Raw genomic sequence first — 25,962 nt, 5'->3', positions numbered from 1 at the left:
CTTCATGACCCGCACGCTCTACGCCGTTGGAGACATCCACGGACACCTGGACTGGCTCGAAGACGTGCTGGCCCGGATCGACGCCGACGGCGGGCCAGAGGCCGAGATTGTCTTCATGGGTGATTTCGTCGACCGCGGCCCCGACAGCCGGGGCGTTGTCGAACGCCTGCGCGCGGGCGTGGCCGAAGGGCGGCCCTGGCACGTGCTGCGCGGCAACCATGACCGCATGTTCTGCCGCTTTGTCCGGGACGGCAACGAACATGACGCCCAGATCCTGTCGGGCAAGGGCTGGCTGCATCCGGCCCTTGGGGGCGTGGAGACGCTGGGGTCCTACGGGGTCGCGGCCTCGGATGATGGCGACAAGGCCGCCATCCTGGCCGCCGCCCGGGCCGCCGTGCCCGAAGACCACCTGGCCTTTCTCGAAAGCCGGCCGCTGACTCTGGAACTGGACGGCAAGCTGTTTGTCCATGCCGGGTTGCGCCCGGGGGTGGATCTGGCCGACCAGGACGAAGACGACCTGATCTGGATCCGGGCGGGGTTCCTCGACCATGCCGATCCTTTTCCCTGGCTGGTGGTCCATGGCCACACGGCGCTGGACCATCCCGAGCATTTCGGCAACCGCGTCGACCTGGACGGCGGGGCGGGCTATGGCCGGCGGCTCTGGGCGGCGGTGTTCGAAGGGGCCGATTGCTGGCTGCTGGACAATGGCACCCGCGTGCCGCTGGTGCCCGTGACGGGACGTGACGCCGCGCAGTAGGTGACGGCGCCCGCCCCGCGGGCCATACTCCGGCCCAACCGACATGGATTGGGTAAGGGAGTAGCCATGACCGATATCGTTTTGCTCGACGGGGCCCGCACGGCCATCGGAACCTTTGGCGGGGCGCTGGCCTCGACCGCGCCGATCGACCTGGCCACGGTGGCCGCCGAAGCCGCGCTGGAACGGTCTGGCGTCGAGGGCGGCCAGGTGGGCCACGTGGTCTTTGGCCATGTGATCAACACCGAGCCCCGCGACATGTACCTGTCGCGCGTGGCGGCGATGCAGGCCGGCATTCCCGAAGGCACCCCGGCGATGAACGTCAACCGGCTGTGTGGCTCGGGCGCGCAGGCCATCGTGTCGGCGGTGCAATCGCTGATGCTGGGCGATGCCGATTTCGCCCTGGCCGGCGGGGCCGAGGCCATGTCGCGCAGTCCATACATCATGACCCAGGCCCGCTGGGGGGCCAAGATGGGCGACGTCAAGTCGCTCGACATGATGCTGGGCGCGCTGAACTGCCCCTTCGGCACGGGCCACATGGGGGTGACGGCCGAGAACGTGGCGACCGAGCACCAGATCACCCGCGAGGACCAGGACGCCTTTGCCATGACCTCGCAGGAGCGGGCGGCGGCGGCAATTGCCGAGGGCCGGTTCGACAGCCAGATCACGCCGGTCAAGGTGCGGGTGAAACGCGACGAGGTGGATTTCCTGGTCGACGAACATCCCAAGCAGACGAGCCTTGAGAAGCTCGCCGGGCTGCGGCCGGTCTTCAAGAAGGACGGCTCGGTGACGGCGGGCAATGCCTCGGGCATCAACGACGGCGCGGCGGCGCTGGTCTTTGCCCGGGCCGAAGCGGCCGAGAAAGCCGGGCTGAAGCCCAGGGCCCGGGTGCTGGGCTATGCCCATGCCGGCGTGCGGCCCGAGGTCATGGGCATCGGGCCGATCCCGGCGGTGCGCAACCTGATGGACAAGACCGGCCTGACGGCCGCGGATTTCGACGTGATCGAATCGAACGAGGCCTTTGCGTCACAGGCCATCGCGGTGAACCGCGAACTGGGGCTGGACGTGGCCCGGGTGAATCCCAACGGCGGGGCCATTGCCCTGGGCCATCCCGTGGGTGCGACGGGCGCGATCATCACGGTCAAGGCGCTCTACGAGTTGGAGCGGATCGGCGGCAAGCGGGCGCTGGTCACCATGTGCATCGGCGGCGGCCAGGGCATCGCGCTGGCGATCGAGCGGCTCTGACACATCGGGCTGTTCCACCCGTGGGACAGCCATCGCCACCCAGTGGTGTCAGACGAGTGCAAGGGCCGTCTCGGCCAACCCGGCGTCAGCGCGCCTGGCCGGTGTTGGAGAAAGGCCGGTCGGGGACCGGCCTTGCCTCCGGCGGGGAATACTTGGAAAGAGAAAGAAGCAGGAAACCGCGCCGGCCCGGCCATCGCGCCCGGTGTGACAGGGTGCGCCTGCCAACGTTGACGCCGCCGCGCCGCCCGGGCGAGCTGACCGACCTGCTGCTTCTTTCTCTTCTCAAGTATCCCTACAGAACCGCCTCACGGGCGATCCGATCAAGAAAAGGGCGCGCGCTCAGAACAGCCCTTCGAGCGCCAGCACCAGAAGTGCGCCCAGGGCCACGCCAAGTCCGCCGGCCAGGGCGATCCAGCGCCGTTGGCGGGGCGGTGGGGGCGCGGGGTTGGCCTGGGCGATCAGGGCGGCTTCGACCAGCCGGGGCAGGCGCGGGCCGAAGCGGGTCAGCACGCGGGCGGTCTGGGTCAGGTCGTTGAGCAGCGCCCGAGGCCCGATATGGGTGCGAATGTAATCCGTCAGCAGGGGTTCGGTCACGTCCCAGATGTTCACATGCGGGTTCAGCGACCGCGACACGCCTTCGACCACCACCATCGTGCGTTGCAACAGGATCAGCTCGGTCCGGGTTTCCATGCCGAAGCGTTCCGTCACCTCGAAGAGATAGGCCAGCACCCGCGCCATCGAAATCCGCGTGGCATCCATGCCGAAGATCGGCTCGCCCACCGCGCGCAGGGCGCGGGCGAATTCATCGACATCCTGGTTGGCAGGCACGTAGCCCGCTTCGAAATGCACCTCGGCCACGCGCCGGTAATCCTTGCGGATGAAGCCGAAGAGGATCTCGGCATAGACCCGGCGGGTGTATTCGTCGATATGGCCCATGATCCCGAAATCATAGGCAATGATGTCCCCGTTGGGCGCGACCTTGAGGTTGCCCTGGTGCATGTCGGCATGGAAATAACCGTCGCGCAGGGCGTGTTGCAGGAACAATGTCAGCACGTTGTGCGACAGGCGCACCCGGTCGTGGCCGGCGGCATCGATGGCATCGTTGTCGCCCAGGGCCACGCCATCGGCCCAGCCCAGCGTCATCACCCGGCGGCCCGACAGGTGCCAGATGATCGACGGCACCTTGAAGCCCTCGTCACCCTTGGTGTTGGCCGCGAATTCCGAGGCCGCGGCGGATTCGAGCCGCAGGTCGAGCTCGCCGCGCACCACGCCGTCGAAATGCTCGATCACATCCATCGGCCGCAGCCGCCGGGCGCCCGGGGCGAAAAGGTCGGCAATGCGCGCGGCCAGGTAGAAGGCGTCGACATCCTTGCGAAAGGCCCGTTCGATGCCCGGGCGCAGCACCTTGACGGCCACGGCCTCGCCGGTGCCGGCCAGCCGGGCCTTGTGGACCTGGGCGATCGAGGCCGCGGCGATCGGCTCGGAGAATTCCAGGAAGACCTCGTCGGGATCGACGCCCAGCTCGCGGGCGATCTCGGCCCGGGCCTGGGCCGCGGGGAAGGGCGGCAGCTGGTCCTGCAGGACGCGCAGCTGTTTCGCCAGCTCGTCGCCGACCACGTCGGGCCGGGTCGACAGGATCTGGCCGAACTTGATGTAGGCCGGGCCCAGGGCGGTCAGCGCCCGGGTGGCCGGGGGCATGGACGGATCACCGGGATAGCCCAGCCACATGAACGGCCGGGCCAGGACGCGGGCGACGATGCGCAGGGCCTTGGGCGCTTCGAAGGCATCCAGGACGACATTCATCGCCCCGGTGCGTTCCAGCGTGGCGCCGGTGCGGATCAGCCGCCAGATGTTGTGCGGACCGCGCAAGGGATCAGATCTTCCAGCCGGAGTGCAGGGCGGCGATGCCCATGGACAGGTTGCGGTATTTCGCCTGGCCGAACCCGGCCTCGCGGATCATCGACAGGAAGGTGTCCTGGTCGGGGAACCGGCGGATCGATTCGACGAGGTACTGATAGCTGTCGCGGTCATCGGCGACGATGCGGCCCAGTTCGGGAATGATGTTGAAGGAATAGAGATCATAGACCTTCTGCAGCATGTCGTTGGGAATCTGGCTGAATTCCAGCACCATCAACCGGCCGCCGGGGCGCAGCACGCGGAAGGCCTCGTTCAGGGCTTCCTGCGGGCGGGTCACGTTCCGGATGCCGAAGGAGATCGTGTAGACGTCAAAGGTGTTGTCGGCAAAGGGCAGGGCCATGGCATCGCCGACAACCCAGTCGAGGCTGGCCGCCATGTCCTCGGCCTCGGCGCGTTTCTGGCCTTCGATCAGCATCGGTTCGGTCAGGTCCAGAACGGTGGCATGGCCCGATCCGGCCCGCTTGAGGAAGCGGAACGAGATGTCGCCGGTCCCGCCGGCCACGTCGAGCAGCTTTTGCCCGGGGCGCGGGGCCAGCCAGTCCATCATGGCATCCTTCCAGATCCGGTGGATGCCGGCGCTCATGAGGTCGTTCATCACGTCGTAGCGCGAGGCCACGGAGTTGAAGACCCCGCGGACCCGGCCGGCCTTTTCCGATTCGGGGATGGAGTCGAAGCCGAAATGCGTGGTCTTGTCGTCGCTCTGGGTCATGCGCTCTTGCCGTTTGCGGTCTGCCGGCCCGATATAGGCCGTTCGGGCACGTTATAGACTGCGTGGGCACAGGTACAATGAGCGACGGGCCGATGATGGCCCCGAGCGGGTGAGGCGAAAGGACCGGGCATGCCGGAATTGCCGGAAGTGGAGACCGTGCGCCGGGGGCTGGCCCCGGTGATGGAAGGCGCCAGGATCGAACGGGCCGAGGTCAACCGGCCCGACCTGCGCTGGCCGTTCCCCGAGCGCATGGCCGAACGCCTGACCGGCCGGCGGGTGCTGCAGCTGCGCCGGCGGTCGAAATACATCCTGGCCGATCTCGACAGCGGCGAGACATTGCTGATCCACCTGGGCATGTCGGGGCGGATGGTGGTGTCGGGCGATCGGCTGGGCCGGTTCGTCCATGACCACCCGGCGCCGGAAAAACACGACCACGTTGTGTTCACCATGGAAGACGGCGCGCGGATCACCTTCAACGACCCGCGCCGCTTCGGGGCGATGGACCTGTTGGACACCGCCGGGGCCGAGCATCACCGGCTGCTGTCGGTTCTGGGGCCTGAACCGCTGGGCAACGGATTCGACGGGCCACACCTGGTCGCGGCCTTCCGGGGGCGCAACACGCCGGTCAAGGCGGCGCTGCTGGACCAGGGCATCGTGGCCGGACTGGGCAATATCTATGTCTGCGAGGCGCTTTTCCGGGCGGGGGTGTCGCCACGTCGCAAGGCCGGGCGCATCTCGGCCGAGCGGGTGGCGGCCATGGTGCCACTGATCCGCGACGTGTTGACCGAGGCCATAGCCGCCGGCGGGTCCAGCCTGCGCGATTTCCGCCAAGCCGATGGAGAGCTTGGATATTTCCAGCATTCCTTCGATGTCTACGGCCGCGAGGGGCAGCCCTGCCGGCGCGAAGGATGCGACGGAGAGATCCGCCGGATCGTGCAATCGGGGCGTTCTTCGTTCTATTGTCCGGCTTGCCAAAGATAGCTTGAACCGTGGCCGTCAGGTGGTAAGGCTTCGGATCTGAACGGAACAGCGAAAGCGAACCCATGGCTTTTGAAACGATCATCGTCGATATCGATGACCACGTATGCACCATCAAGCTCAATCGCCCGGATGCGCTGAACGCGCTGAACCAGAGCGTCCTGGACGAGGTCTGCACCGCTCTGGAAGAGGGCGATGCGAACGAGAAGGTCCGGGTGAGCATCATCACGGGATCGGAAAAGGCCTTTGCCGCGGGCGCCGACATCAAGGAGATGTCGGAACTGAGCTATGTCGAGGTGGCCTCGGCCAATCTCTTCGGTGATGCGGCCGAGCGGCTGGCGCGGATTCGCAAGCCGGTCATCGCGGCGGTCTCGGGCTATGCCCTGGGCGGCGGCTGCGAACTGGCGATGGCCTGCGATTTCATCATTGCCGCCGAAACCGCCAAGTTCGGCCAGCCCGAGATCAACCTGGGCGTCATGGCCGGCCTGGGCGGCACCCAGCGGCTGACCCGGTTCGTGGGCAAGTCCAAGTCGATGGACATGAACCTGACGGGCCGGTTCATGACCGCCGAGGAAGCCGAGCGCGCCGGGCTGGTCAGCCGCGTCGTGCCGGCCAAGAAACTCATGGAAGAGACCATGAGCGCGGCCCAGAAGATCGCCGAGAAGCCCCAGATCGCCACGCTGTCGATCAAGGAATCGGTCAACCGGTCCTATGAAACCACCCTGTCCGAAGGGCTGCTGTTCGAACGCCGGGTCTTTCATTCGATGTTTGCCACCGAGGACCAGAAGGAAGGCATGGCTGCCTTCCTGGAAAAGCGCGAACCCCAGTTCCGCGACAAGTGATCCCGGTCTGACGCAACGGCGCGGGCCCCGGACGGGGCGGCGCGCCGTTCATCGCCACGAATCCCCTTTCCAAGTGCCGGCTCCTTCTTTATAGAGCGTCGCCATACATGCGCGTGCGGCCCGCTTTGGCTTGATCTTCCGGATTTCCCGTCAAGGGAGAGTCGTCCGGTCCGTGGCGTGCTTTGCAGACGCAAGACCGAACAGAATTCGAAAAGGAAGACAGCATGGCCAACTCGCCCCAGTCCAAGAAACGCGCCCGTCAGAACGAAAAGCGCTTCGCCGTCAACAAGGCGCGCCGGTCGCGTATCCGCACCTATCTGCGCAAGGTCGAAGAGGCCATCGCATCGGGTGACAAGGGCGCCGCCGCGACCGCTCTGAAGGCCGCTCAGCCCGAGCTGATGCGCGGTGTGACCAAAGGCGTGTTCCACAAGAACACCGCCTCCCGGAAAATGTCCCGCCTGTCGTCGCGCGTGAAGGCAATGGCCTGAGCCGCATTCGCGGGCACTTTCATATTTTTAATATATTTCAGCGCGTTGCATCCTGCGGCGCGCTGATTTTTTTTGTCACACCTGCAACGGATCCGAGATTCTTTGCGCCCCAGACCAGAGTCAAGACAAGAGAGTCGTTGCCGCCGCTCGTGCCGAGTTGCTACCTATGATGCAGCGATTCACTCGCCTGGGGGGACAGGTCGCAACGGGTAGGTCAGGGACAGTACGGACCTTATTCGCTGCGAGTGTCAGGACGGTGTGCGGACGGTAAAACCGGACGTGTCATCAGATCGATGTGCTGGAGACGACGCGCAGGCTGCTCTGCGCGCCAATGGCCCTGTCATTTTATAAGTGTGAGCCTCGGCAGGCGTCAGTCCTGGTCCCGTGACCGGAACTTTGGCGTCCGCCTAGCTGCTGTTTCTATAGCCCCGAAAGGGATGTCCAGCGCTTTCTGGCAGGGAAGCGGTGAGGCGTCTTGCGTCGTGAATCCAGCCGGCCTAGCCGGTCAAGGATAGCTAAGGGCCGAAAAGGCCAATTATATCGGGATGTTAGAGGCGCCGAATGACACAAGAGAAGTGGGGACAACTTCGTGAGAATCTGCTCAGGACGATCGGGCACAACAATTACAAGAACTGGATCGAGCCCCTCGAATTCTCCAAGCTGAGCGATGGTGTGGCCGTATTCAACGTGCCCACGACGTTCACCGGAAATTACGTCCTGCGCAACTTCGGCGACCTGATTCTCTATGAGCTGAACAATGCCGGCGAGCGCGTTCAGCGCGTGACCTTCGAAGTGGCCAACATGACCAGCCGTCCCGCGGCCCGTGCCGAGCGCGGCGCGGCCGAGGCCCCGGTCCGCCAGCCCGACGAGATCACCCCCCCTGCCACGTCCCGCACCGAGGGCGACCGCCCCGCAGCACAATCCCGCTTCGACGCGCTCGAAGAGCTGCAGGCCGCCCCGCTGGACGCCCGTTTCACCTTTGACAGCTTTGTCGTCGGCAAGCCCAACGAGCTGGCCCATGCAGCGGCCCGCCGGGTGGCCGAGGGCGGCATGGTCACGCTGAACCCGCTTGTCCTCTATGGCGGCGTGGGGCTGGGCAAGACCCACCTGATGCATGCCATCGCATGGGAGCTGCAGGCCAAGCACCCCGAGCTGAACGTGCTGTACCTCTCGGCCGAGCAGTTCATGTACCGTTTCGTGCAGGCGCTGCGCGAACGGCGGATGATGGATTTCAAGCATCTCTTCCGGTCGGTCGACGTGCTGATGGTCGATGACGTGCAGTTCATCGCCGGCAAGGATTCGACGCAGGAAGAATTCTTCCACACGTTCAACGCCCTGGTGGACCAGAACAAGCAGATCATCATTTCGGCCGACCAGGCGCCGGGCGAGATCAAGGACCTGGAGGAGCGGCTGAAGTCGCGCCTGCAATGCGGCCTGGTCGTGGACCTGCACCCGACCGATTACGAATTGCGGCTGGGCATCCTGCAGACCAAGGTGCAGGCCTATCGCAACACCTATCCCGATCTGCAGATCGCGCCCGGCGTGCTGGAATTTCTGGCGCACCGGATCTCGACCAACGTGCGGGTGCTGGAAGGCGCGCTGACCCGGTTGTTCGCCTTTGCCTCGCTGGTCGGCCGCGAGATCGACATGGACCTGACCCAGGATTGCCTGGCCGACGTGCTGCGCGCGTCGGAGCGCAAGATCACCATCGAGGAGATCCAGCGCAAGGTGTCAGATTACTACAACATCCGCATTTCCGACATCGTCGGGCCGAAGCGGGTGCGCAGCTTTGCCCGGCCGCGGCAGGTGGCCATGTACCTGTGCAAGCAGCTGACCTCGCGGTCGCTGCCCGAGATCGGCCGGCGCTTTGGCGGTCGGGATCACACGACGGTCATGCACGGGGTCAAGCGCATCGAAGAGCTGAAGCTGACCGACGGCCAGATCGCCGAGGATGTCGAGATGCTGCGCCGCGCGCTCGAAGCCTGAGACCCGGGCCAGCGCCCCTGCCACGGTGGTGGCGCGGGCGGCCTCTTTGCCGGACAGGACCCAACCCGACCGTTTCGCCCGTGGCGCGGTCGGGTTTGGATATTTTGGAAGAGAAAGAAGCAGCAGGGCGGCAAAGCCCGGCCCATATCACACACCTGCGGTCAAACCTCGAATCGGCCCCCGGGGCCCTCTTGACCGCCGATCCGGAACAGCGGAAAACCTCTGAAAAACCTTGTGCCGCAGGGGAGAACGGGTAACCTTCCCCTCCCGGCTGAGTGAAGGGATGGGACATGAAGATCAGCATCGAACGCAGCGCGCTTCTCAAGGCCGTGGCCCAGGCCCAGTCGGTTGTCGAGCGGCGCAACACCATCCCGATCCTGGCCAACGTGCTGATCGAGGCCGAGGGTGACAGCGTGACCTTCCGGGCGACCGACCTGGACATCGAGGTGGTCGACCGGGCACCGGCCGTGGTGGAACGGGCGGGCGCGACGACGGTGGCGGCGACAACCCTGCACGAGATCGTGCGCAAGCTGCCCGACGGGGCGCTGGTGACCGTGCTGGCCGATCCGGCTTCGGGGCGGCTGACGGTCGAGACCGGGCGGACGACCTTTTCGCTGGCGACCCTGCCGCGCGAGGATTTCCCGGTCATGGCCTCGTCGGAATATGCCTCGAATTTCGCGGCCCCCGCGCCGTTGCTGCGGCGGCTGTTCGACAAGTCGAAATTCGCGATTTCGACGGAAGAGACGCGCTATTACCTCAACGGGGTCTACATGCACGTGGCCGATGGCGAGGATGGCAAGGTGCTGCGTTGCGTGGCGACCGATGGCCACCGGCTGGCGCGGATCGATTCCGACCTGCCCGACGGGGCCGGCGAGATGCCCGGGGTGATCGTGCCGCGCAAGACCGTGGGCGAGCTGCGCAAGCTGCTGGACGATGACGAGGCCGAGATCGCGGTGTCGGTGTCGGAAACCAAGGTGCGCTTTGCCACGCCGGCGATCACGCTGACGTCCAAGGTGATCGACGGGACCTTCCCGGATTACTCGCGGGTCATCCCGCAGGGCAACACCCGCCGGCTGGAAGTGGATGCGGCCGAATTCGCCAAGGCCGTCGACCGGGTTGCGACGGTCAGCTCGGAACGGTCGCGGGCCGTCAAGCTGCAGCTGGACGAAGACCGGCTGACCCTGTCGGTCAATGCGCCCGACAGCGGGGCGGCCGAGGAAGAGCTGGCCGTGGCCTATGCCGACGAACGGCTGGAGATCGGGTTCAACGCCAAGTACCTGCTGGAGATCGCCAGCCAGGTCGATCGCGAGAATGCCGTGTTCATGTTCAATTCCTCGGGTGACCCGACCCTGATGCGCGAGGGCAACGACCCCAGCGCGGTCTATGTCGTCATGCCGATGCGGGTCTGACCCGGATCCGGTCCCGGGCGCCCGTGGCAAGGCCGGCCCCCAGGCTCCGCGCCGTGATCCGGGCACAACAGTCCGGGCCGGGCGCGTTTTCCGATACGGAAAACGGGGCCCGGTGGCCGGGCGATGCGCCGATGGCCGGCTTGGCGGTGCCTCTGGCATGGCCGCGGGCTTCGCGCTAGGCCGCGTGTCATGGCGCTTCATCTCACCGAACTGACCCTGTCGCACTTTCGCTCGCACAAGCGGGTGCGCCTGCCGCTCGACCGGCGGCCCGTCGTGCTGTTCGGCAACAACGGCGCGGGCAAGACCAACATCATCGAGGCGGTGTCTCTGTTGTCGCCCGGCCGGGGTCTGCGCCGGGCCAGCGCCGAGGAGATGACCCGCCGGCCCGAGGCCCTGGGCTGGAAGATCCGGGGCGGGCTGGTGTCGCTGGGCCAGGGCCACGAGATCGAGACCTGGTCCGAAGGCGGCCAGGCCCGCCAGGTGCGGATCGACGGCAAGACGGCCAGCCAGACGGCGCTGGGGCGCATCGCCCGGGTGCTGTGGCTGGTCCCGGCGATGGACCGGCTGTGGATCGAGGCGGCCGACGGGCGGCGGCGTTTCCTCGACCGCATGGTGCTGAGCTTTGATCCCGGTCACGCCGATGCCGCGCTGGCCTATGACAAGGCCATGCGCGACCGCAACCGACTGATCCGCGACGAGATCCGCGATCCGGCCTGGTTTGCCGCGCTCGAAGCGCAGATGGCCGAGGCCGGGCACCGCATCCATGCCGGGCGGCAACAGGCGCTGGACCTGGTCCAGGCCGCGCAGGAGCGCGCCGAAACGGCCTTTCCGGTCGCCCGGTTGCAGCTTGTCCAGAGCGAGGGCGAGATGCCCGAGGGCGAGGACGCCCTGCGCGAGGCCCTGGCCCGCAGCCGGTCGCGCGACATGGCCGCCGGGCGGGCGCTGGTCGGGCCGCACCGCACCGACCTGCAGGGCACCTATGCGGCCAAGGGCGTGGATGCGCGCGAGTGTTCCACCGGCGAGCAGAAGGCGCTGCTGGTCTCGCTGATCCTGGCCAATGCCAGGGCGCTGGCCGATCGCATCGGGGCGCCTCCGCTCTTGCTTCTCGACGAGGTCTCGGCCCATCTGGACATGCACCGGCGGGCGGCGCTCTATGACGAGATCTGCGCGCTGGGGGCCCAGGCCTGGATGACCGGGACCGGGGCCGAGCTGTTCGCCGAACTGGGCGACAGGGCCCGGGCCTTCGACGTGTCGGAGGCGGCGGGCGAAAGTGCGGTGGCGGAAAGGGAGTTGGGATGAAGGTCAACCGGATCACGCTGGTCACGCTGGCGGCCGAGGATGTCGAGGCGCTGACGGCGTTCTATTGTGCCCTGGGCTGGGAGCCGGAAGAGGCGCCCGAGGGGGTCTGTTTCTTCGACATGGGCAGGGCCAAGTTCGGCATCTACGACAAGGCCTCGCTGGCCAGGGATCTCGGGAAGCCGATGGCAGAACTGGGCACCGGGGCGATGACCCTGGCCCAGAACTTTGCCGACCGGGCGGCCGTCGATGCGGCCTTCGACCGGGCCATTGCCGCCGGGGGCACCCCGTGCAAACGGCCCGAAGAGATGTTCTGGGGCGGCTATTCCGGCACCTGGGCCGACCCCGAAGGCCATGTCTGGGAATATGCGCACAACCCGTTCTGGGCGCTGGACGCGGACGGCCGGCTGGCATGAGCGGCCAGGTCCTGCTGTTGCGGGGCGTCAATGTCGGCGGGCATGGCAAGCTGCCGATGGCGGCGCTGCGCGAGCTGGCCCAAGGCATCGGCGCGGGCCGGGCGCGCAGCTGGATCCAGAGCGGCAACCTGGTGGTCGATCGGCCCATCGATCCCGTCGCGCTGGCCGGCCGGATCGAGGCGGAATTCGGCTTTCGCCCTGCCGTCCTGGCCATTGGCGCCGAGGATTGGCGCCGGCGGCTGGCCGACCGGCCCCTGCCGGGCGATCCGGCGGCCTTGCACCTGTGGTTCGGAGACGACCTGTCACTGCCCGACCTGGCGCCGTTGCAGGCGCTGGCCGCACCGGACGAAGAGCTGGCCGCCACGCCCGGGGTGATCTGGCTGCGCGCGCCCCGGGGCATCGGCCGGTCGAAACTGGCCGCGGCGATGGAACGGACGACCGGGCGCAGCCTGACCGCCCGCAACTGGCGGACGGTCACGGCCCTTACCGCCCTGCTGGACGATCCGGGCTGACCCGCCCGCGCCTCAGGCGCGGATGAAATGCACCTGGTCGAACTGCTGGCGCCAGGCGGCGACCTCGGGGGCCAGGGCGGCCGGGTCGTTCGAGGCCAGCGCCCGGGCCAGCAGGCCGGCCAGCCGGTCCATGTCGCCCACGCCCATGCCCCAGCGCACGATTTCCGGCGTGCCCAGCCGCAGCCCGTTCAGGTCGCCTTCGACCGGGTCGATGGGCAGGCCGATACCGCAGGCCAGGAACCCGGCCTCGCGCAGGCGGCGCGAGGCGGCCTGGCCACCGCCCAGCGGGCCGGCTTCGAGGGCGAATTGGTGCGAGGCCGTGGCCCCGCGCTCGATGGCAAAGACCGGCAGGCCGGCGGCGGCCAGCGCACGGGCCAGGGCCCGGGCGGTGTCGACCATGGCCGTGGCATAGGCCGGGCCGCAATCGCGCCAGTCGAGCAGCGACATGGCCAGGGCCGCCGACTTGGCCGCATCGAAATTGGCGGTCAGCCCGGGGAAGGCGATGGCATCCAGCCGCTGAGCCAGGGCATCGTCATTGGTCACGATCAGCCCGCCGGCCGGCCCTCCGAGGCTCTTGTAGGTGCTCATGGTCACAAGGTGGGCACCCTGGGCCAGCGGATCGTCGAACAGCCCGCCGGCGATCATGCCGCATTGGTGGGCGGCGTCGAACAGCACCATGGCGCCGACCTCGTCGGCAATGGCGCGGATCTCGGCCACGGGATGGGGAAAGAGGTTGAGGCTCTGGCCGGCGGTGATCAGCCGGGGCCGCACCCGGCGGGCCAGCTGGCGCAGCCCGTCGAGATCCATCGTGTAGCCATCGGCATCGACCGGGGCCTCGTGGATGGTCAGGCCGTAAAGCCCGGCGCAGCCCGGGGCGTGATGGGTGACATGGCCGCCGATCGAGGCCGGCGGAGCGATGATGGCATCACCCGGCCGGCAGGTGGCCATGAAGGCATACAGATTGGCCAGCGCGCCCGAGCCGACGCGGATCTCGGCATGGCGGGCGTGGAAGATCTCGCAGGCCAGGTCGGCGGCGATGACCTCGATTTCCTCGATGGCTTCGAGGCCGGTCTCGTATTTCTCGCCCGGGTATCCCAGCGAGGGCCGCGAGCCCAGTCCGGAGGCCAGCAGGGCCTCGGCCCGGGGATTCATCACGTTGGCCGCCGGGTTGAGGTTGAAACAGTCGCGCTCGTGGATGCGTCGGTTGTCGGCGGCGAGGGTCTCGATCCGGTCGGCCAACCGGGCGGAAGAGGCGCCGGCCAGGGATGCGGTGATGGCGTCGATGCGCTCGGCGGCAATGGCCGGCAGCCAGGGGCGGGTGTCTTTGATGGTCATCTGGTCTCTCGGCTCGGGTGACGTCTGCGGAGGTTGTGGGCCATCCGATGCGGGCAGGGCAAGCCATGGCGGGGTCGGCAGGTCGGCGGGCAGGGTCGGGGCTGGCGGCCTGCCGGTTTGCGCGGCGCAGGCAAGGGCAGGCCGGCGCGCCCCGTGCACAGGGCCAGGCCCATGGGCGCCGCCCGGCGGGGCGCTGACCGGCTTGCGGCCCGGGGCCGGGGGGCTATTGTCGGACCCATGGCAAGACGTACCCGGGCCGAATTGCTGGCCGAGATCGAGCGGTTGGGCCAGGTCTTTGACCTGGCCATGGCCTTCCAGATGGAACATGGCGAGCCCGAGCTGGCCGCCGCCCTGCGCGACACCGTGCCGGACCATGCGACCTTTACCGCCCGGGCCCTGGACGGCGGCGCGCGACCCAGCGAGGTCCTGGCCGGGCTGCAACAGGCGCTGGCCGATTTCCCTGGCGGCATGCTCGCCGATCGCCATCATGCCGGCGACGCGGCCCTGTGGTATGCCTTTTATGCCGAGCGGACCGGGCGCAGCTATGTCGACGACATGGGCGACCCGGTGGCCATCGTGCGGGCGGTTGTCCGGCGCGGCCGGATCGTCGACCAGATGGAACTCGACCTGCTGAACGGCGTCCTGACCAACACCGCGCAGGACCTGCTGTCGCCCCGCCAGGCCGCCCTTGCCGAGGCGCTGGTGGCCGGTTGGACAGGCCCGGCGGAGGACCCCGATTCGCCGCCCGGCACGGGGCCGGCCGACCGCCCGGAGAACTGAGCGGTAACCCCCCGTCGAAAACCACAAAATACGGGGCAAAGGCGTGACATTCCCCCCCGGATTTCGTAGGTTCGTGACAAAATAATGAAGGGAATTCTTCATGTCCCAGGACAATCAGGCCCCTGAAGAATACGGCGCGGATTCGATCAAGGTTCTCAAGGGCTTGGAAGCCGTGCGCAAGCGGCCCGGCATGTATATCGGCGACACCGACGACGGGTCGGGGTTGCACCACATGGTCTACGAGGTCGTGGACAACGGGATCGACGAGGCGCTGGCCGGTCATGCCGATGCCGTGACCGTCACGCTGCACGGCGACAACTCGGTTTCCGTCAAGGATAACGGCCGGGGTATTCCCGTCGGAATCCACGAGGAAGAAGGCGTCTCGGCGGCCGAGGTCATCATGACCCAGCTGCATGCCGGCGGGAAGTTCGACCAGAATTCCTACAAGGTGTCGGGCGGTCTGCACGGCGTCGGCGTGTCGGTGGTGAATGCCCTGTCCGACTGGCTGGAGCTGCGGATCTGGCGCGACGGCAAGGAACACGTGGCCCGGTTCGAACGGGGCGACACGGTCAAGCACCTGGAAGTGGTCGGCGATGCCGGCGATGCCACGGGCACCGAAGTGCGCTTCCTGGCCTCGACCGACACGTTTTCCAACATCAACTACGATTTCCACACGCTGGAAAAGCGCCTGCGCGAGCTGGCCTTCCTGAATTCCGGCGTGCGTATCGTGCTGCGCGACGAACGCCCGGCCGAACCGATGATCACCGAGCTGCATTACGACGGCGGGGTGCGTGAATTCGTGCGCTATCTCGACCGGTCGAAAAGCCCGATCATGGAAAGCCCGATCTTCATCGAGGGCGAGCGCGACGGCATCGGCATCGAGGTGGCGATGTGGTGGAACGACAGCTACCACGAAACGGTGCTGCCCTTCACCAACAACATCCCCCAGCGCGACGGCGGCACCCACATGGCCGGCTTCCGCGGCGCGCTGACCCGGACGCTGACGCGCTATGCGACCGACACGGGCATCGCCAAGCGCGAAAAGGTCAATTTCTCGGGCGACGACGCCCGCGAGGGGCTGACCTGCGTGCTGTCGGTCAAGGTGCCCGATCCCAAGTTCTCGAGCCAGACCAAGGACAAGCTGGTGTCGTCCGAGGTACGCCCGGCGGTCGAGGGGCTGGTCAACGAGAAGCTGGCCGAATGGTTCGAGGAAAACCCCGGCCCGGCCAAGCAGATCGTCGGCAAGATCGTCGAGGCCGCGCTGGCCCGCGAGGCCGCCCGCAAGGCGCGCGAGCTGACCCGGCGAAAGTCGGCGATGGATGTCAACTTCCTGGCGGGCAAGCTCAAGGATTGTTCCGAAAAGGATCCGGCCAAGACCGAAGTCTTCATCGTCGAGGGTGACAGCGCCGGGGGCAGCGCCCAGACCGGGCGCGACCGGCGAACCCAGGCCATCCTGCCTCTGCGCGGCAAGATCCTGAACGTGGAACGGGCGCGGTTCGACCGGATGTTGTCCAGCCAGGAGATCGGCAACCTGGTGATGGCCCTGGGTACGGGCATCGGGCGCGACGAGTTCAACATCGACAAGCTGCGCTACCACAAGATCGTCATCATGACCGACGCCGATGTCGACGGCGCGCATATCCGCACCCTGCTGCTGACGTTCTTCTACCGCCAGATGCCCGAGCTGATCGAAGGCGGCTATCTCTACATTGCCCAGCCGCCGCTCTACAAGGTGAGCCGGGGCAAGTCCGAGGTCTATCTCAAGGACCAGGGCGCGCTGGATGATTACCTGGTCGACCAGGGTGTCGACGGGGCCGTGCTGCGGCTGGGATCGGGCGAGGATATCGTCGGCCAGGACCTGGTGCGCGTGGTCGACGAGGCCCGGCAGCTGAAACGCGTGCTGGATGCCTTCCCGACGCATTACCCGCGCCACATCCTGGAACAGGCGGCCATCGCGGGGGGCTTCGTGCCCGGCGCGGTGGATGCCGACCTGCAGGGCGTGGCCGACCGCGTGGCCGCGCGGCTGGACATGATCGCGCTGGAATACGAACGCGGCTGGCGCGGGCGCATCACCCAGGACAAGGGCATCCGGCTGGCGCGCATCCTGCGCGGGGTCGAAGAGGTGCGCACGCTGGACGGCCCGATGCTGCGCTCGGGCGAAGCCCGGCGGACGGGCAGCTTTACCAAGTCGCTGCAGGATATCTATGGCACGCCCGCCGCGCTGCACCGCAAGGAACGCCATCAGGTGATCAACGGCCCGCTCGACCTGTTGCAGGCGATCCTGGAAGAGGGCGAAAAGGGCTTGGCGCTGCAGCGCTACAAGGGTCTGGGCGAAATGAACCCCGACCAGCTGTGGGAAACCACGCTGGACCCGGATGCCCGGACGCTGCTGCAGGTCAAGATCGACGACATGGCCGAGGCCGACGACCTGTTCACCAAGCTGATGGGGGATGTCGTCGAACCCCGGCGCGAATTCATCCAGGCCAATGCGCTGAGCGTCGAGAACCTGGATTTCTGAGACCGGACGGGCCGCGCGACATTCGCGCGGCCCGTGTCGCGACCGGGGCCGCGACTGATCCGCTCCGGACTGAAAGGGGCCTGCCCGGGCCATCCTGCCCGGACGACCCGCCCGTCGTCCGCCGGGACTTGGGCGCCTGCGGGCCGCGCCGCTGCCGTTCGCCCGCCGTGAGGCCCCCATGCTGAGCATCCTTGCCGACCGGACCTATCGCCACCTGTTCCTGGCCCAGGTCGTGGCCCTGCTGGGCACCGGGCTGGCCACAGTGGCGCTTGGCCTGCTGGCCTTTGACCTGGCCGGCGAGGGCGCGGCGATGGTGCTGGGCACGGTGTTTACCATCAAGATGGTGGCCTATGTGGGCATCGCCCCGGTGGCCGGAGCCTTTGCCGACCGGATCAACCGGCGGGCCTTTCTGGTCACGCTCGACCTGGTCCGCGCCGGATGCGCCCTGGCGCTGCCCTTCGTGACCGAGACCTGGCAGGTCTACGTGCTGATCTTCCTGCTGCAATCGGCCTCGGCGGCCTTTACCCCGACCTTCCAGGCGACGATCCCCGATGTGCTGCCCGAGGAAGAGCGCTATACCCGGGCGCTGTCGCTCTCGCGCCTGGCCTATGACATTGAAAACATTGCCAGCCCGACACTGGCCGCCCTGCTGTTGATGGTGCTCAGCCATGACGGGCTGTTCCTGGGCACGGCGGCGGGCTTTGCCGCATCGGCCCTGCTGGTCCTGTCGGTGGTCCTGCCCGGGCCGAAGCCCAGCAGCGTCCGGCGGGGGATCTATGACCGCACGACACGGGGCATCCGCATTTACCTGGCCACGCCCCGCCTGCGCGGGCTGCTGGCGCTCAGCCTGACGGTGGCGGCGGCCGGGGCCATGGTGCTGGTCAATTCGGTGGTTCTGGTGCGCGGGCGCCTGGGCCTGAGTGACAGCGCGCTGGCCTGGGTCATGTTCGCCTTTGGCGCCGGGTCGATGATCGCTGCGCTGGCGCTGCCCCGCCTGCTTGACCGCCTGCCCGACCGGCCGGTCATGCTGACCGGGGCCGGGCTGATGGTGGCGGTGCTGCTGGGGTTGGCCACGGCCATGGCCATGGCGGGCCTGTCGCTGACCCTGCTGATGGGGGCCTGGCTGGTGATGGGGCTGGGCTATGCGACGGTGATGACACCTTCGGGCCGGTTGCTGCGCCGCTCGGCCCAGCCCGAAGACCGCCCGGCCGTCTTTGCCGCCCAGTTCGCCCTGTCGCATGCCTGCTGGCTGCTGGCCTATCCGCTGGCCGGCTGGCTGATGACCCGGTTCGGCGCGGTGCCCGCCCTGATCGGGCTGGCCGTGCCGGCGGGCCTGGGTATTGGCGCGGCGCTGTGGCTGTGGCCGGCCGATACGCCGGACGAGGTCGAGCACACCCATGACAACCTGCCGCCCGACCATCCCCACCTGCAGGGCCACCGGCGCCACAGCCATGCGCTGATCGTCGACGACCTGCACCCCCGTTGGGCCACGCGGTTCTGAAGGGCGCCCGCACGGTCGCGACACAAGGTGTTGTTTCCGGAAAAGAAATAGGCGGCACCCGGGAGGAGGAGGATGCCGCCTTTTAATCGGGAACGGTTCAGGGAGGAGGAGGAGAACCGCTCTCTGTTTGTGAATGTAGGTACGTTGCTGCGCCTGCACAATGGGTGGGGCGGCGGATCGGCGGCCTTTCTCTGCACTGCGGCATTTTTGCCATGCTACCCGCCACCCCGGGTGGGTCAGGCCGTCCTCGCCGCAGGCTGGCCGGCCGGGGTATGGGGCACCTGGCCGGCGGCCTGAACGGCCGTCTGCACGGCCTGCTGAAAGGCCGCCTCGGGGTCGGCAGTCAGCAGCGAAGGCTGGAAACGCAGGATGTCGATATCCGTCACCCCGGCCTGGTTCAACCAGAACCGCAGATAGCTCGACTGGTGATCGACACCAAAGGCCGGGCTGGGCATGTCCGGGCCAAAGGCCCCGGCGGTCAGGGCCAGGACCGCCCGCTTGCCGGTCAGCAACCCGGCATACCCGCTGGCCGGATCCAGCGTCCAGAGCAGGCCGGGCTGGTGAATCAGGTCGATGTATTGCTTCAGCCGATAGGGGATCGAGCCGTTCCACATGGGCGTGGCGATCAGGTAGATATCAGCGGCAATGAAGCGCCCGGCCATCTCGGTGATCTCGTCCCAGGCTGTTTTCTGTGCCGCATCATGGGCCTGGCCGGTGATGACCGTCATCTTGGCCGCAACCTTGTCGCCATCGTAATCGGGCAGCCTTGTGGCCGACAGATCCAGCGTGTCGACGGCCAGGTCGTCGATCCGGCCCTGCAGGGCGGTGAGGTAGGCATCGGCCAGGGCGGTCGAGCGCGAGGCGGCCCCGCGGGGGGAGGACTTGATGTAGAGCAGGCGGGTCATTGGGTCTCCTTTCGGAAGCAAGGGTCTGGGCGTGGCCCCGAGGGGGCGATGAGCTGTGTAACCGTCGTTATGCACATTTGAAGGTTACGAAGCTTGGCTAACCGCTCTTGGCGTAACCGGTCAAATCGATTATCACTGGTTACGCGTCACAAGCCCGCGAGCGGGCCAGCCTTTCGGAGCCGACATGACCGCCACGCCCGACCCAACCCTGCCCGAGCCGTTCCTGGTGGCCGATCACCGGGCGTTGGACCTGCTCAACAGCCGCTGCGCGCCCTGGGGAGACGAGATCGAATGGCTGGGATCGGGGCCGGACATGGTTGCCTGGCTGGTCGCCGCGGGCCTTGCGCCCGACACGGCGGCAGCCCGGCTGTGCGACGGCGCGCCGGACCGGCTCGACGGGCTGGCCGCCCGCCTGCGGGAGCTGCGCGAATGGTTCCGGGGGATCGTGGCCGGCTTGGCAGACGGGCCGGTGGCTGAAGGGGCGCTGGATCCGCTCAACAAGGTGTTGGCCGGTGATCGCGGACAGCGGCGCATCCTGGCCGACGGGGCGGGTCTGCGCCTGGCGGTCACGCGCGACTGGACCGATCCGCAGGACCTGCTGTTGCCTGTGGCCGAGGCCATGGCCGACCTGCTCTGCCATGGTGACGTCGCGCTGGTGCGCCAATGCCAGGGTCCGGGCTGCACCCTGTGGTTCCTGGACACCACGCGCAATCACCGCCGGCGCTGGTGCACGATGTCGGTCTGCGGCAACCGGGCCAAGGCCGCGGCCTACCGGGCGCGCAAGGCTGGGGGCGACACAGGGGCGGCGGCTGAAGGCGAAACGGCCGGAGGCGACGCAAAGGCAACACCCGCCCCGGGTGGGGTGACCCGACCGGGCGCAGGGGGGTGAAGCGACGGGCCCGCCGGCCCGCAAACGGTCAGATCCGCGCCGCAACCGGCCGGATCGCGGCGGGCCGCTGTGCGATGGCTCGGATGGCGCCTAACCTGCGCCCGGCCCCGAAACCGCAGGAGACCATGCAATGACATCATCCGCGCCCGACCCGGGGCACAGCCCGCAACTGGCCCGCCTGGCAGACGGGCTGGATGCGCTCGACCCGGGCGACCCCGGGGCGCGCAACGTCGGGGTCAACCGCTGCCACCGGGCGCAATGCCTGACCCGCATGCCCGTGCGCCAGCCGACCCTGATGATCCCCGTGGCCGGAACCAAGCGCATCCGCACCGCCGGCCAGGCCTATGCCGCGCGGCCCGGCGAAATGCTGGTCCTGCCCCCGGGCATCGAGATCGATGTCGACAACCTGCCCGACGCGCGCCAGGGCCGGTTTGCCTGCGCCGTGCTGGTCTTTGACGCGGCCACGCTCACCGCCTTCGGCAAGCTCTACGGCGCCCAAATGGGGGATTGGGCCATGCCCCCGCGCTGGCAGGCCCCGGGCACCGAAGAGCTGTTCTCGGCCGTGGCCGGATGGCTGGCCCACAGCCGCAGCTTTGCCGCCGATGCCATGCAGACGCGCCACCGCATGGCCGAGCTCTTGCTGCTGCTGGCCCGCCAGGGCGTGGCCGGGAACCTGTTGTTCCAGAGCCAGGACCGGCTGGGCGAACGGGTGCGCCACCTGCTGGCGCTCGACCTGGCCCGGCAATGGCGGCTGTCCGACCTGACCGACCGGCTTGGCATGAGCGACAGCACCCTGCGCCGCCAGCTGCGGGCCGAAGGCACACCGTTCCGCGACCTGCTGGAAACCGTGCGGCTGGATCGGGGGATGGAGCTGGTGATGTTCACCGACATGCCGATCAGCCAGGTTGCCTTCGATTGCGGTTACCTGTCCCAATCGCGGTTCGCCGAACGGTTCCGCCTGCGCTTCTCGCTCAGCCCGACCGAATTGCGCGCGACCCAGCGCCAGCAGGGCGGACAGGTCGTGGCGATGGACCGCCGCAGGGGCTGAACGGCCGGACCGGGCGCAAGCCCGACCGTTGGCGGCGCGCGGATCGGGGGACCGCGTGGCTAGATCCGGGGCAGGACAGCCACAAGGCCGAAGGAGCGCCACAGATGCACAGATCCCCCATCCTGACCGCCGCCGGGTTCACCCTGGCGGCCCTGGTCCCCACACTCGCCCTTGGTGGCGGCGGGGCCATCGACCTGCCCGATCCGGGCTTCGCCCCCGAGGGCATCTCGGCCAGCGCCGACGGCACGCTTTATGCCGGCAGCATCACCCAGGGCCGGATCGTGGCGATCTCGGCCGCCCACGGCCGGGTGAGCGAATTTGCCCCGGCCGGGTCGAACGGCATGGTGTCGGTCATCGGCGTGCATGTCACCACCGACGGGGCCCGCGTGGCGGCCTGTTCGTCGGATCCCGGAGCCGGCGCGCTGACCGGCCAGGCCGCCCCGGCGCTGGTGCTGTTCGACCGGGCGACCGGCGCGCCGGCGGGCCGCTACGAGCTGCCCGAAGGCGGGGTGTTCTGCAACGACATTGCCGAGCTGCCCGACGGCACCCTGCTGGCGACCGACAGTTTCGTGCCCCGGATCTATGCCCTGCGCCCGGGGGCCAGGGCGCTGGAGACCTGGTTCGAGGACGATGCCCTGCAGGTCGAGGGTTTCAACCTGAACGGCATTGCCGTCGACGACGACGCGGTCTGGGTGCTGCGCTATGGCGCCGGGGAATTGCTGCGCATCCCGCTGGGCCCCGACATGGCCGCCGGCGCGGCCGAGGTCCAGCCCCTGGCCCGGCCGATCCACGGGGCCGACGGGCTGAACGCCCTGGGCCATGGCCGGTTCCTCGTGGTCGAAGGCGGCGGGCTGAGCGCCGGTGCGCGGGGCAACCTGCTGGGCGTGACCCTGCGACCCGACGGCCCGGCGCAGGTCGATGTCCTGGCCGCCGACCTGAACGTGCCGACAACGGCGCATGTCGTCGGTGGCACGGCCTTTGTCGTCGAAGGCCAGCTGGATCACCTGTTCGATCCCGAGGCCGGCCCGGCCGATCCCTATCGCGTGCTGCGCATTCCGCTGCCCGCGGCCTATCGTTGAGCCTGGAACGGAGAAACCAGATGACCGCACATGTTCTTGTCCTGGCCCGGCCCGACCCGGAAAATGCCGACATTGCAAAACGTTATGCCGAAGGAGTACAGCCGCTGCTGGCCGCGGCCGGGATCGCGCCAACCCTGCGCGGCCCGGTGGCCGAGGCGCTGGCCCAGACCGGGGCCGGGACAGATGCCGGGGCCGAACCGCCAGCCACGGCGATGATGCTCGACTTCCCCGATGTCGGCGCGGCGCGGGCCTTTTTCGCCCAGCCGTCCTACCAGGCGCTGATCCCGTTGCGAGATGCCGGGTTCCTGCGGATGGATATCTACCTGGTCGGCTGATCGGCTGACCGTCCGGCAGATGGGGCCTTTGCCTTCACGCGCGCGCCCGCGGAACGGGCGCGCGTGACCGGATGGGCGGCCGGGCCCTAGCCCCGCGCGCTGCGGGGCTTGGGCGAGGTTTCCGGGATCTCTATGTTGATCTCCAGGCTGGAAATCTCCTTGCCGCGCTCCATGCGGATGTCGACATCCTTGTCGTCGATCTGGACGTACTTGCGGATCACCGCGATGACATCGTTCTGAAGCTGCGGCAGGAAATCGGCGGTATCGGCACCGCCCCTGCCACGTTCATGGGCCAGCAGGATCTGCAGCCGGTCCTTTGCGACCTGGGCCGATTTCGGGCGGCGGGGCTTGAGGGAAAAACCGAAAAGGCTCATGCCGTGCGCCCGAACAGCTTGCCGAAGAGACCGGGCGCCTTGTCGGTGGCCACGCGCATTTCGACATCCTTGCCGGTGATCCGCTCGACCGCGTCCTCATAGGCCTGGGCCGCCGCGCAGGGATCGGACAGGGTGACCGGCGTGCCGACATTGGACGCGCGCAGCACGGCCTGGCTTTCCGGCACGATGCCCAGAAGCGGCACGGCCAGGATTTCCAGCACGTCCTCGACGGTCATCATCTCGCCCTTGTCGATGCGCCCCTGGTCGTGGCGGGTCAGCAGCACGCGGGCCTTGACCGGCTCGCCCTCGCCGCTTTCGGCCCGCTTGGTCTTGCTGTTGAGCAGGCCCAGCACCCGGTCGCTGTCGCGCACCGAGGACACCTCGGGGTTGGTCACGACCACGGCCTCGTCGGCGAAATACATCGCCAGCTGCGCGCCACGCTCGATGCCGGCGGGGCTGTCGCAGATGATGTAGTCGAATTCTTCCTTCAGCTCGTTCAGCACGGCCTCGACACCGTCCTGGGTCAGCGCGTCCTTGTCGCGGGTCTGCGACGTCGGCAGGATGAACAGCGTGTCCAGGCGCTTGTCCTTGATCAGCGCCTGTTTCAGCCGGGCATCGCCCTGGATCACGTTGATGAAGTCAAAGACCACACGGCGTTCGCAGCCCATGATCATGTCGAGGTTGCGCAGGCCCACGTCGAAATCGATGACCACGGTCTTGTGGCCCAGCTTGGCCAGCCCGGCCGAAATGGCCGCTGCCGAAGTGGTCTTGCCCACGCCGCCCTTGCCCGAAGTGATCACGATGATCTTGCCGAGCGGCGGCTCCTCCTTGATTTGCGTCGTCATCCGAGCGCCTCCATGCGTAGTTTTTCCTTGTCCAGAAAGACCTGGACGCTGCGGTTCCTGAATTCGTCACCGATGCTTTCGCTGGTGCGGTAGAGCCCGGCAATGGCGAGAAGCTCGGCATGCAGGCTCTGGCAGAAGATCCGCGCGGTTTCGTCGCCATGCACCCCGGCCATCGCCCGGCCGCGCATCGCGCCGTAGATGTGGATGCTGCCCGCCGCGGCCAGTTCGGCCCCCGACGAGACCGATCCGATGACCGTCAGGTCGCCCCGTTCGGCGACGACGATCTGGCCCGAGCGCACCGGGCTGGTCAGCACCTTGTTGTCGGGCGGCAGCAGCCGGTCGGCCCGCGACTTGCGCGACGACCGGGTGTCGGGCATCGGCGCGTCGCGCCCGCCGCGCACCGGGATCAGGCCCAGCGTGTCGGCGGCCTCGGCCTGCTCGGGCGTGGTGTTCTGCACGCCGAAGACCAGCAGCTTGCGCTTGCGCAGGTGCTGGACGACCTCGCGGATCTCGTCGATCTTGACCAGCTGGTCGGCGGTTTCGAAATCCAGCACCATGGGCGCTTCGGCCAAGAGCTGCGGGGTCTTGTCCAGCTGTTCGTCCAGCGCCTGGTAAAAGGCGTCGTCGACCGGATAGCTGTCCATCCGAAGGGCGACGGCGGTCAGGAACCTGCCGCGAATCTGGAACGGCCGGACCTTCACCGGCGCTGCGCCGCGCCGGCCCCTGCTGTCTGCTTCTGGCACGTGACCTGTGCTCCTGCTCTGTCTCACTCGCCGGCCGCGATTCGTTTCGGGCCGGTCTTCGTTCTATTGCGCGCCTTCTGCCGTCTTGATGCCATGCAGAAAAGGGGGGGAAGGCCGATTTCAGCAGCTTCCTGCCGGAAATTCCCCGGTCAGGGGCAAGGCCAACGCCACGTCAACTTGGGCGAATGCAGATCTGCTGCCTTCGCAGGCAGCAACCACCCGCCGGCCCCGCCCCCGGGCGCAACGCCGCATTGCAGAGATAGCATGGCTGGGTGGTTGAGAAGATCGGGCGGGTCAACTAATTATTAACACAGTGATCGGTTCTCCTCCTCCTCCCTGAACCGGTCCATCTCAAAGGCGGCGCCCTCCTCCCGGATGCCGCCTTTTTCTTTTTCCGATCAATATCTTGATCAGCCCCCGCCCGATCGCTGCCGATCGGGCGGGACGCCGGGCCCGGCCATGGCCGGGCCGGTCAGCGGGCCAGGCCGTCGATGAATATGTCGAGAAGCTTGAGCACCTGGGGCCGCCAGTCCGGCCCCGGTTCGCGGGCGTAGCACAGGGCGTACATCGTCTGCAGCACGTCATCGGCCGTGACGCCTTCGCGCATCTGGCCGGCCTCGGCCGCGCGGGTCAGCAGCACGTTCAGCGCCGTCGAGATGCGCCCCGATTTCTCGGCGAAACTCTTCTTGGTCTCTTCGCTCAGCACGACCGACAGCGCGCCCAGCATGCCGCGCTTGGTCTCGACGATGGCCACGTTGTCATGCAGCCAGCCGCGCAGCGCGCCGACGGGGTCATTGGTCGACTGGATCCGCTCGGCCTGTTCGGCCAGCAGTTCCAGTTCGCGGCTGAACACCGCGTGGAACAGCGATTCGCGGTCGGGAAAGTTGCGATAGAGCGTTCCGATGCCCACCCCGGCCTTGCGCGCCACGGCTTCAAGGCTGGCATCCGGCCCGCCCTGGCCCAGCACGTCCTTGGCCGCTTCGATCAGCAATTCACGGTTTCTCAGCGCATCTGCACGCGGTTTTCGCTTGCGGACCTCCAACGATTTCCGACCTTCC

25 protein-coding genes are annotated in these 25,962 nt (G+C 67.8%); 17 read left to right on the top strand and 8 right to left on the bottom strand.

Annotated elements, in window-relative coordinates; all coding sequences use genetic code 11:
• Positions 1-4 precede the first annotated feature (4 nt).
• Complete coding sequence (locus ACK3BB_RS02405; RefSeq protein WP_428927135.1) at positions 5-757, top strand: metallophosphoesterase family protein; 753 nt, start codon at positions 5-7, stop codon at positions 755-757.
• A 66-nt stretch (positions 758-823) separates the two neighbouring features.
• The gene (locus ACK3BB_RS02400; protein ID WP_428927134.1) at positions 824-1,999 is read left to right on the top strand and encodes an acetyl-CoA C-acyltransferase family protein; all 1,176 of its coding nucleotides are present in this window, start codon (positions 824-826) and stop codon (positions 1,997-1,999) included.
• A gap of 339 nt (positions 2,000-2,338) precedes the next feature.
• Here ACK3BB_RS02400 and ubiB read toward each other — a convergent pair whose 3' ends face one another.
• Complete coding sequence (gene ubiB / locus ACK3BB_RS02395; protein WP_428927133.1) at positions 2,339-3,868, bottom strand: 2-polyprenylphenol 6-hydroxylase; 1,530 nt, start codon at positions 3,866-3,868, stop codon at positions 2,339-2,341.
• Positions 3,869-3,872: 4 nt separating this feature from the next.
• On the bottom strand, positions 3,873-4,625 hold the full coding sequence (ubiE, locus tag ACK3BB_RS02390) for a bifunctional demethylmenaquinone methyltransferase/2-methoxy-6-polyprenyl-1,4-benzoquinol methylase UbiE (protein WP_428927132.1): 753 nt from the start codon (positions 4,623-4,625) through the stop codon (positions 3,873-3,875).
• Between the two features lie 129 nt (positions 4,626-4,754).
• On the opposite strand from ubiE, the gene mutM reads away from it, so the two are divergent.
• The 8 genes from mutM (at position 4,755) to ACK3BB_RS02350 (ending at position 12,552) form a co-directional block, all read left to right on the top strand.
• The gene (gene mutM / locus ACK3BB_RS02385; RefSeq protein WP_428927131.1) at positions 4,755-5,606 is read left to right on the top strand and encodes a bifunctional DNA-formamidopyrimidine glycosylase/DNA-(apurinic or apyrimidinic site) lyase; all 852 of its coding nucleotides are present in this window, start codon (positions 4,755-4,757) and stop codon (positions 5,604-5,606) included.
• A 62-nt stretch (positions 5,607-5,668) separates the two neighbouring features.
• The gene (locus ACK3BB_RS02380; protein WP_428927130.1) at positions 5,669-6,445 is read left to right on the top strand and encodes an enoyl-CoA hydratase; all 777 of its coding nucleotides are present in this window, start codon (positions 5,669-5,671) and stop codon (positions 6,443-6,445) included.
• A gap of 224 nt (positions 6,446-6,669) precedes the next feature.
• Entirely contained in the window at positions 6,670-6,933 is a 264-nt protein-coding gene (rpsT, locus tag ACK3BB_RS02375) for a 30S ribosomal protein S20 (RefSeq protein WP_428927129.1), read from the top strand.
• Positions 6,934-7,494: 561 nt separating this feature from the next.
• On the top strand, positions 7,495-8,919 hold the full coding sequence (dnaA, locus tag ACK3BB_RS02370; protein WP_428927128.1) for a chromosomal replication initiator protein DnaA: 1,425 nt from the start codon (positions 7,495-7,497) through the stop codon (positions 8,917-8,919).
• 290 nt (positions 8,920-9,209) lie between these two features.
• Positions 9,210-10,328 carry a DNA polymerase III subunit beta gene (gene dnaN, locus ACK3BB_RS02365; RefSeq protein WP_428927127.1) on the top strand — a complete coding sequence of 373 codons (1,119 nt, stop codon included), beginning with the start codon at positions 9,210-9,212 and terminating at the stop codon, positions 10,326-10,328.
• Positions 10,329-10,517: 189 nt separating this feature from the next.
• Positions 10,518-11,627, top strand: a complete 1,110-nt coding sequence (recF, locus tag ACK3BB_RS02360; protein ID WP_428927126.1) for a DNA replication/repair protein RecF — start codon at positions 10,518-10,520, stop codon at positions 11,625-11,627.
• Positions 11,624-12,040 carry a VOC family protein gene (locus ACK3BB_RS02355; RefSeq protein ID WP_428927125.1) on the top strand — a complete coding sequence of 139 codons (417 nt, stop codon included), beginning with the start codon at positions 11,624-11,626 and terminating at the stop codon, positions 12,038-12,040. The genes recF and ACK3BB_RS02355 overlap by 4 nt, the downstream gene beginning before the upstream one ends.
• On the top strand, positions 12,037-12,552 hold the full coding sequence (locus ACK3BB_RS02350; protein ID WP_428927124.1) for a DUF1697 domain-containing protein: 516 nt from the start codon (positions 12,037-12,039) through the stop codon (positions 12,550-12,552). Before ACK3BB_RS02355 ends, ACK3BB_RS02350 begins: the two co-directional genes overlap by 4 nt.
• 12 nt (positions 12,553-12,564) lie before the next feature.
• Here the strand turns inward: ACK3BB_RS02350 and glyA are convergent, their stop codons facing one another.
• Positions 12,565-13,887 carry a serine hydroxymethyltransferase gene (glyA, locus tag ACK3BB_RS02345; protein ID WP_428927123.1) on the bottom strand — a complete coding sequence of 441 codons (1,323 nt, stop codon included), beginning with the start codon at positions 13,885-13,887 and terminating at the stop codon, positions 12,565-12,567.
• Positions 13,888-14,124: 237 nt separating this feature from the next.
• Here glyA and ACK3BB_RS02340 point away from each other — a divergent pair, with 237 nt between their 5' ends.
• The 3 genes from ACK3BB_RS02340 to ACK3BB_RS02330 all read left to right on the top strand — a co-directional run bounded on the left by ACK3BB_RS02340 (position 14,125) and on the right by ACK3BB_RS02330 (position 18,686).
• Complete coding sequence (locus tag ACK3BB_RS02340) at positions 14,125-14,667, top strand: hypothetical protein (RefSeq protein WP_428927122.1); 543 nt, start codon at positions 14,125-14,127, stop codon at positions 14,665-14,667.
• A gap of 100 nt (positions 14,668-14,767) precedes the next feature.
• Entirely contained in the window at positions 14,768-17,185 is a 2,418-nt protein-coding gene (gyrB, locus tag ACK3BB_RS02335) for a DNA topoisomerase (ATP-hydrolyzing) subunit B (protein ID WP_428927121.1), read from the top strand.
• Between the two features lie 178 nt (positions 17,186-17,363).
• Positions 17,364-18,686 carry an MFS transporter gene (locus tag ACK3BB_RS02330; protein ID WP_428927120.1) on the top strand — a complete coding sequence of 441 codons (1,323 nt, stop codon included), beginning with the start codon at positions 17,364-17,366 and terminating at the stop codon, positions 18,684-18,686.
• Positions 18,687-18,922: 236 nt separating this feature from the next.
• Here the strand turns inward: ACK3BB_RS02330 and ACK3BB_RS02325 are convergent, their stop codons facing one another.
• Entirely contained in the window at positions 18,923-19,591 is a 669-nt protein-coding gene (locus ACK3BB_RS02325; protein ID WP_428927119.1) for an FMN-dependent NADH-azoreductase, read from the bottom strand.
• 184 nt (positions 19,592-19,775) lie between these two features.
• Here ACK3BB_RS02325 and ACK3BB_RS02320 point away from each other — a divergent pair, with 184 nt between their 5' ends.
• The 4 genes from ACK3BB_RS02320 (at position 19,776) to ACK3BB_RS02305 (ending at position 22,942) form a co-directional block, all read left to right on the top strand.
• Entirely contained in the window at positions 19,776-20,480 is a 705-nt protein-coding gene (locus ACK3BB_RS02320; RefSeq protein ID WP_428927118.1) for a CGNR zinc finger domain-containing protein, read from the top strand.
• Between the two features lie 130 nt (positions 20,481-20,610).
• Positions 20,611-21,528: a helix-turn-helix transcriptional regulator gene (locus ACK3BB_RS02315; protein WP_428927117.1), complete on the top strand. Its 918-nt coding sequence runs from the start codon at positions 20,611-20,613 to the stop codon at positions 21,526-21,528.
• Between the two features lie 104 nt (positions 21,529-21,632).
• Positions 21,633-22,607: a hypothetical protein gene (locus ACK3BB_RS02310; RefSeq protein WP_428927116.1), complete on the top strand. Its 975-nt coding sequence runs from the start codon at positions 21,633-21,635 to the stop codon at positions 22,605-22,607.
• Between the two features lie 20 nt (positions 22,608-22,627).
• Positions 22,628-22,942 (top strand): DUF1330 domain-containing protein, encoded by a 315-nt coding sequence (locus tag ACK3BB_RS02305; protein ID WP_428927115.1) that lies wholly within the window; start codon positions 22,628-22,630, stop codon positions 22,940-22,942.
• An 86-nt stretch (positions 22,943-23,028) separates the two neighbouring features.
• On the opposite strand, the gene minE is transcribed toward ACK3BB_RS02305, so the two are convergent.
• From minE to ACK3BB_RS02285, 4 genes are all read right to left on the bottom strand, one after another.
• Positions 23,029-23,316 (bottom strand): cell division topological specificity factor MinE, encoded by a 288-nt coding sequence (gene minE, locus ACK3BB_RS02300; protein WP_428927114.1) that lies wholly within the window; start codon positions 23,314-23,316, stop codon positions 23,029-23,031.
• Entirely contained in the window at positions 23,313-24,161 is an 849-nt protein-coding gene (gene minD, locus ACK3BB_RS02295; protein WP_428927113.1) for a septum site-determining protein MinD, read from the bottom strand. The genes minE and minD overlap by 4 nt, the downstream gene beginning before the upstream one ends.
• Positions 24,158-24,904 carry a septum site-determining protein MinC gene (gene minC, locus ACK3BB_RS02290; protein WP_428927112.1) on the bottom strand — a complete coding sequence of 249 codons (747 nt, stop codon included), beginning with the start codon at positions 24,902-24,904 and terminating at the stop codon, positions 24,158-24,160. Before minC ends, minD begins: the two co-directional genes overlap by 4 nt.
• 472 nt (positions 24,905-25,376) lie before the next feature.
• Positions 25,377-25,895 (bottom strand): TetR/AcrR family transcriptional regulator, encoded by a 519-nt coding sequence (locus ACK3BB_RS02285; RefSeq protein ID WP_428927111.1) that lies wholly within the window; start codon positions 25,893-25,895, stop codon positions 25,377-25,379.
• Positions 25,896-25,962: the final 67 nt, after the last annotated feature.

Source organism: Marinibacterium sp. SX1 (assembly GCF_050389775.1).
Taxonomy (GTDB): Bacteria; Pseudomonadota; Alphaproteobacteria; order Rhodobacterales; family Rhodobacteraceae; genus Marinibacterium.
The sequence above is the reverse complement of the archived record's forward strand: the minus strand, read 5'-3'. Positions and strand labels throughout refer to the sequence as shown.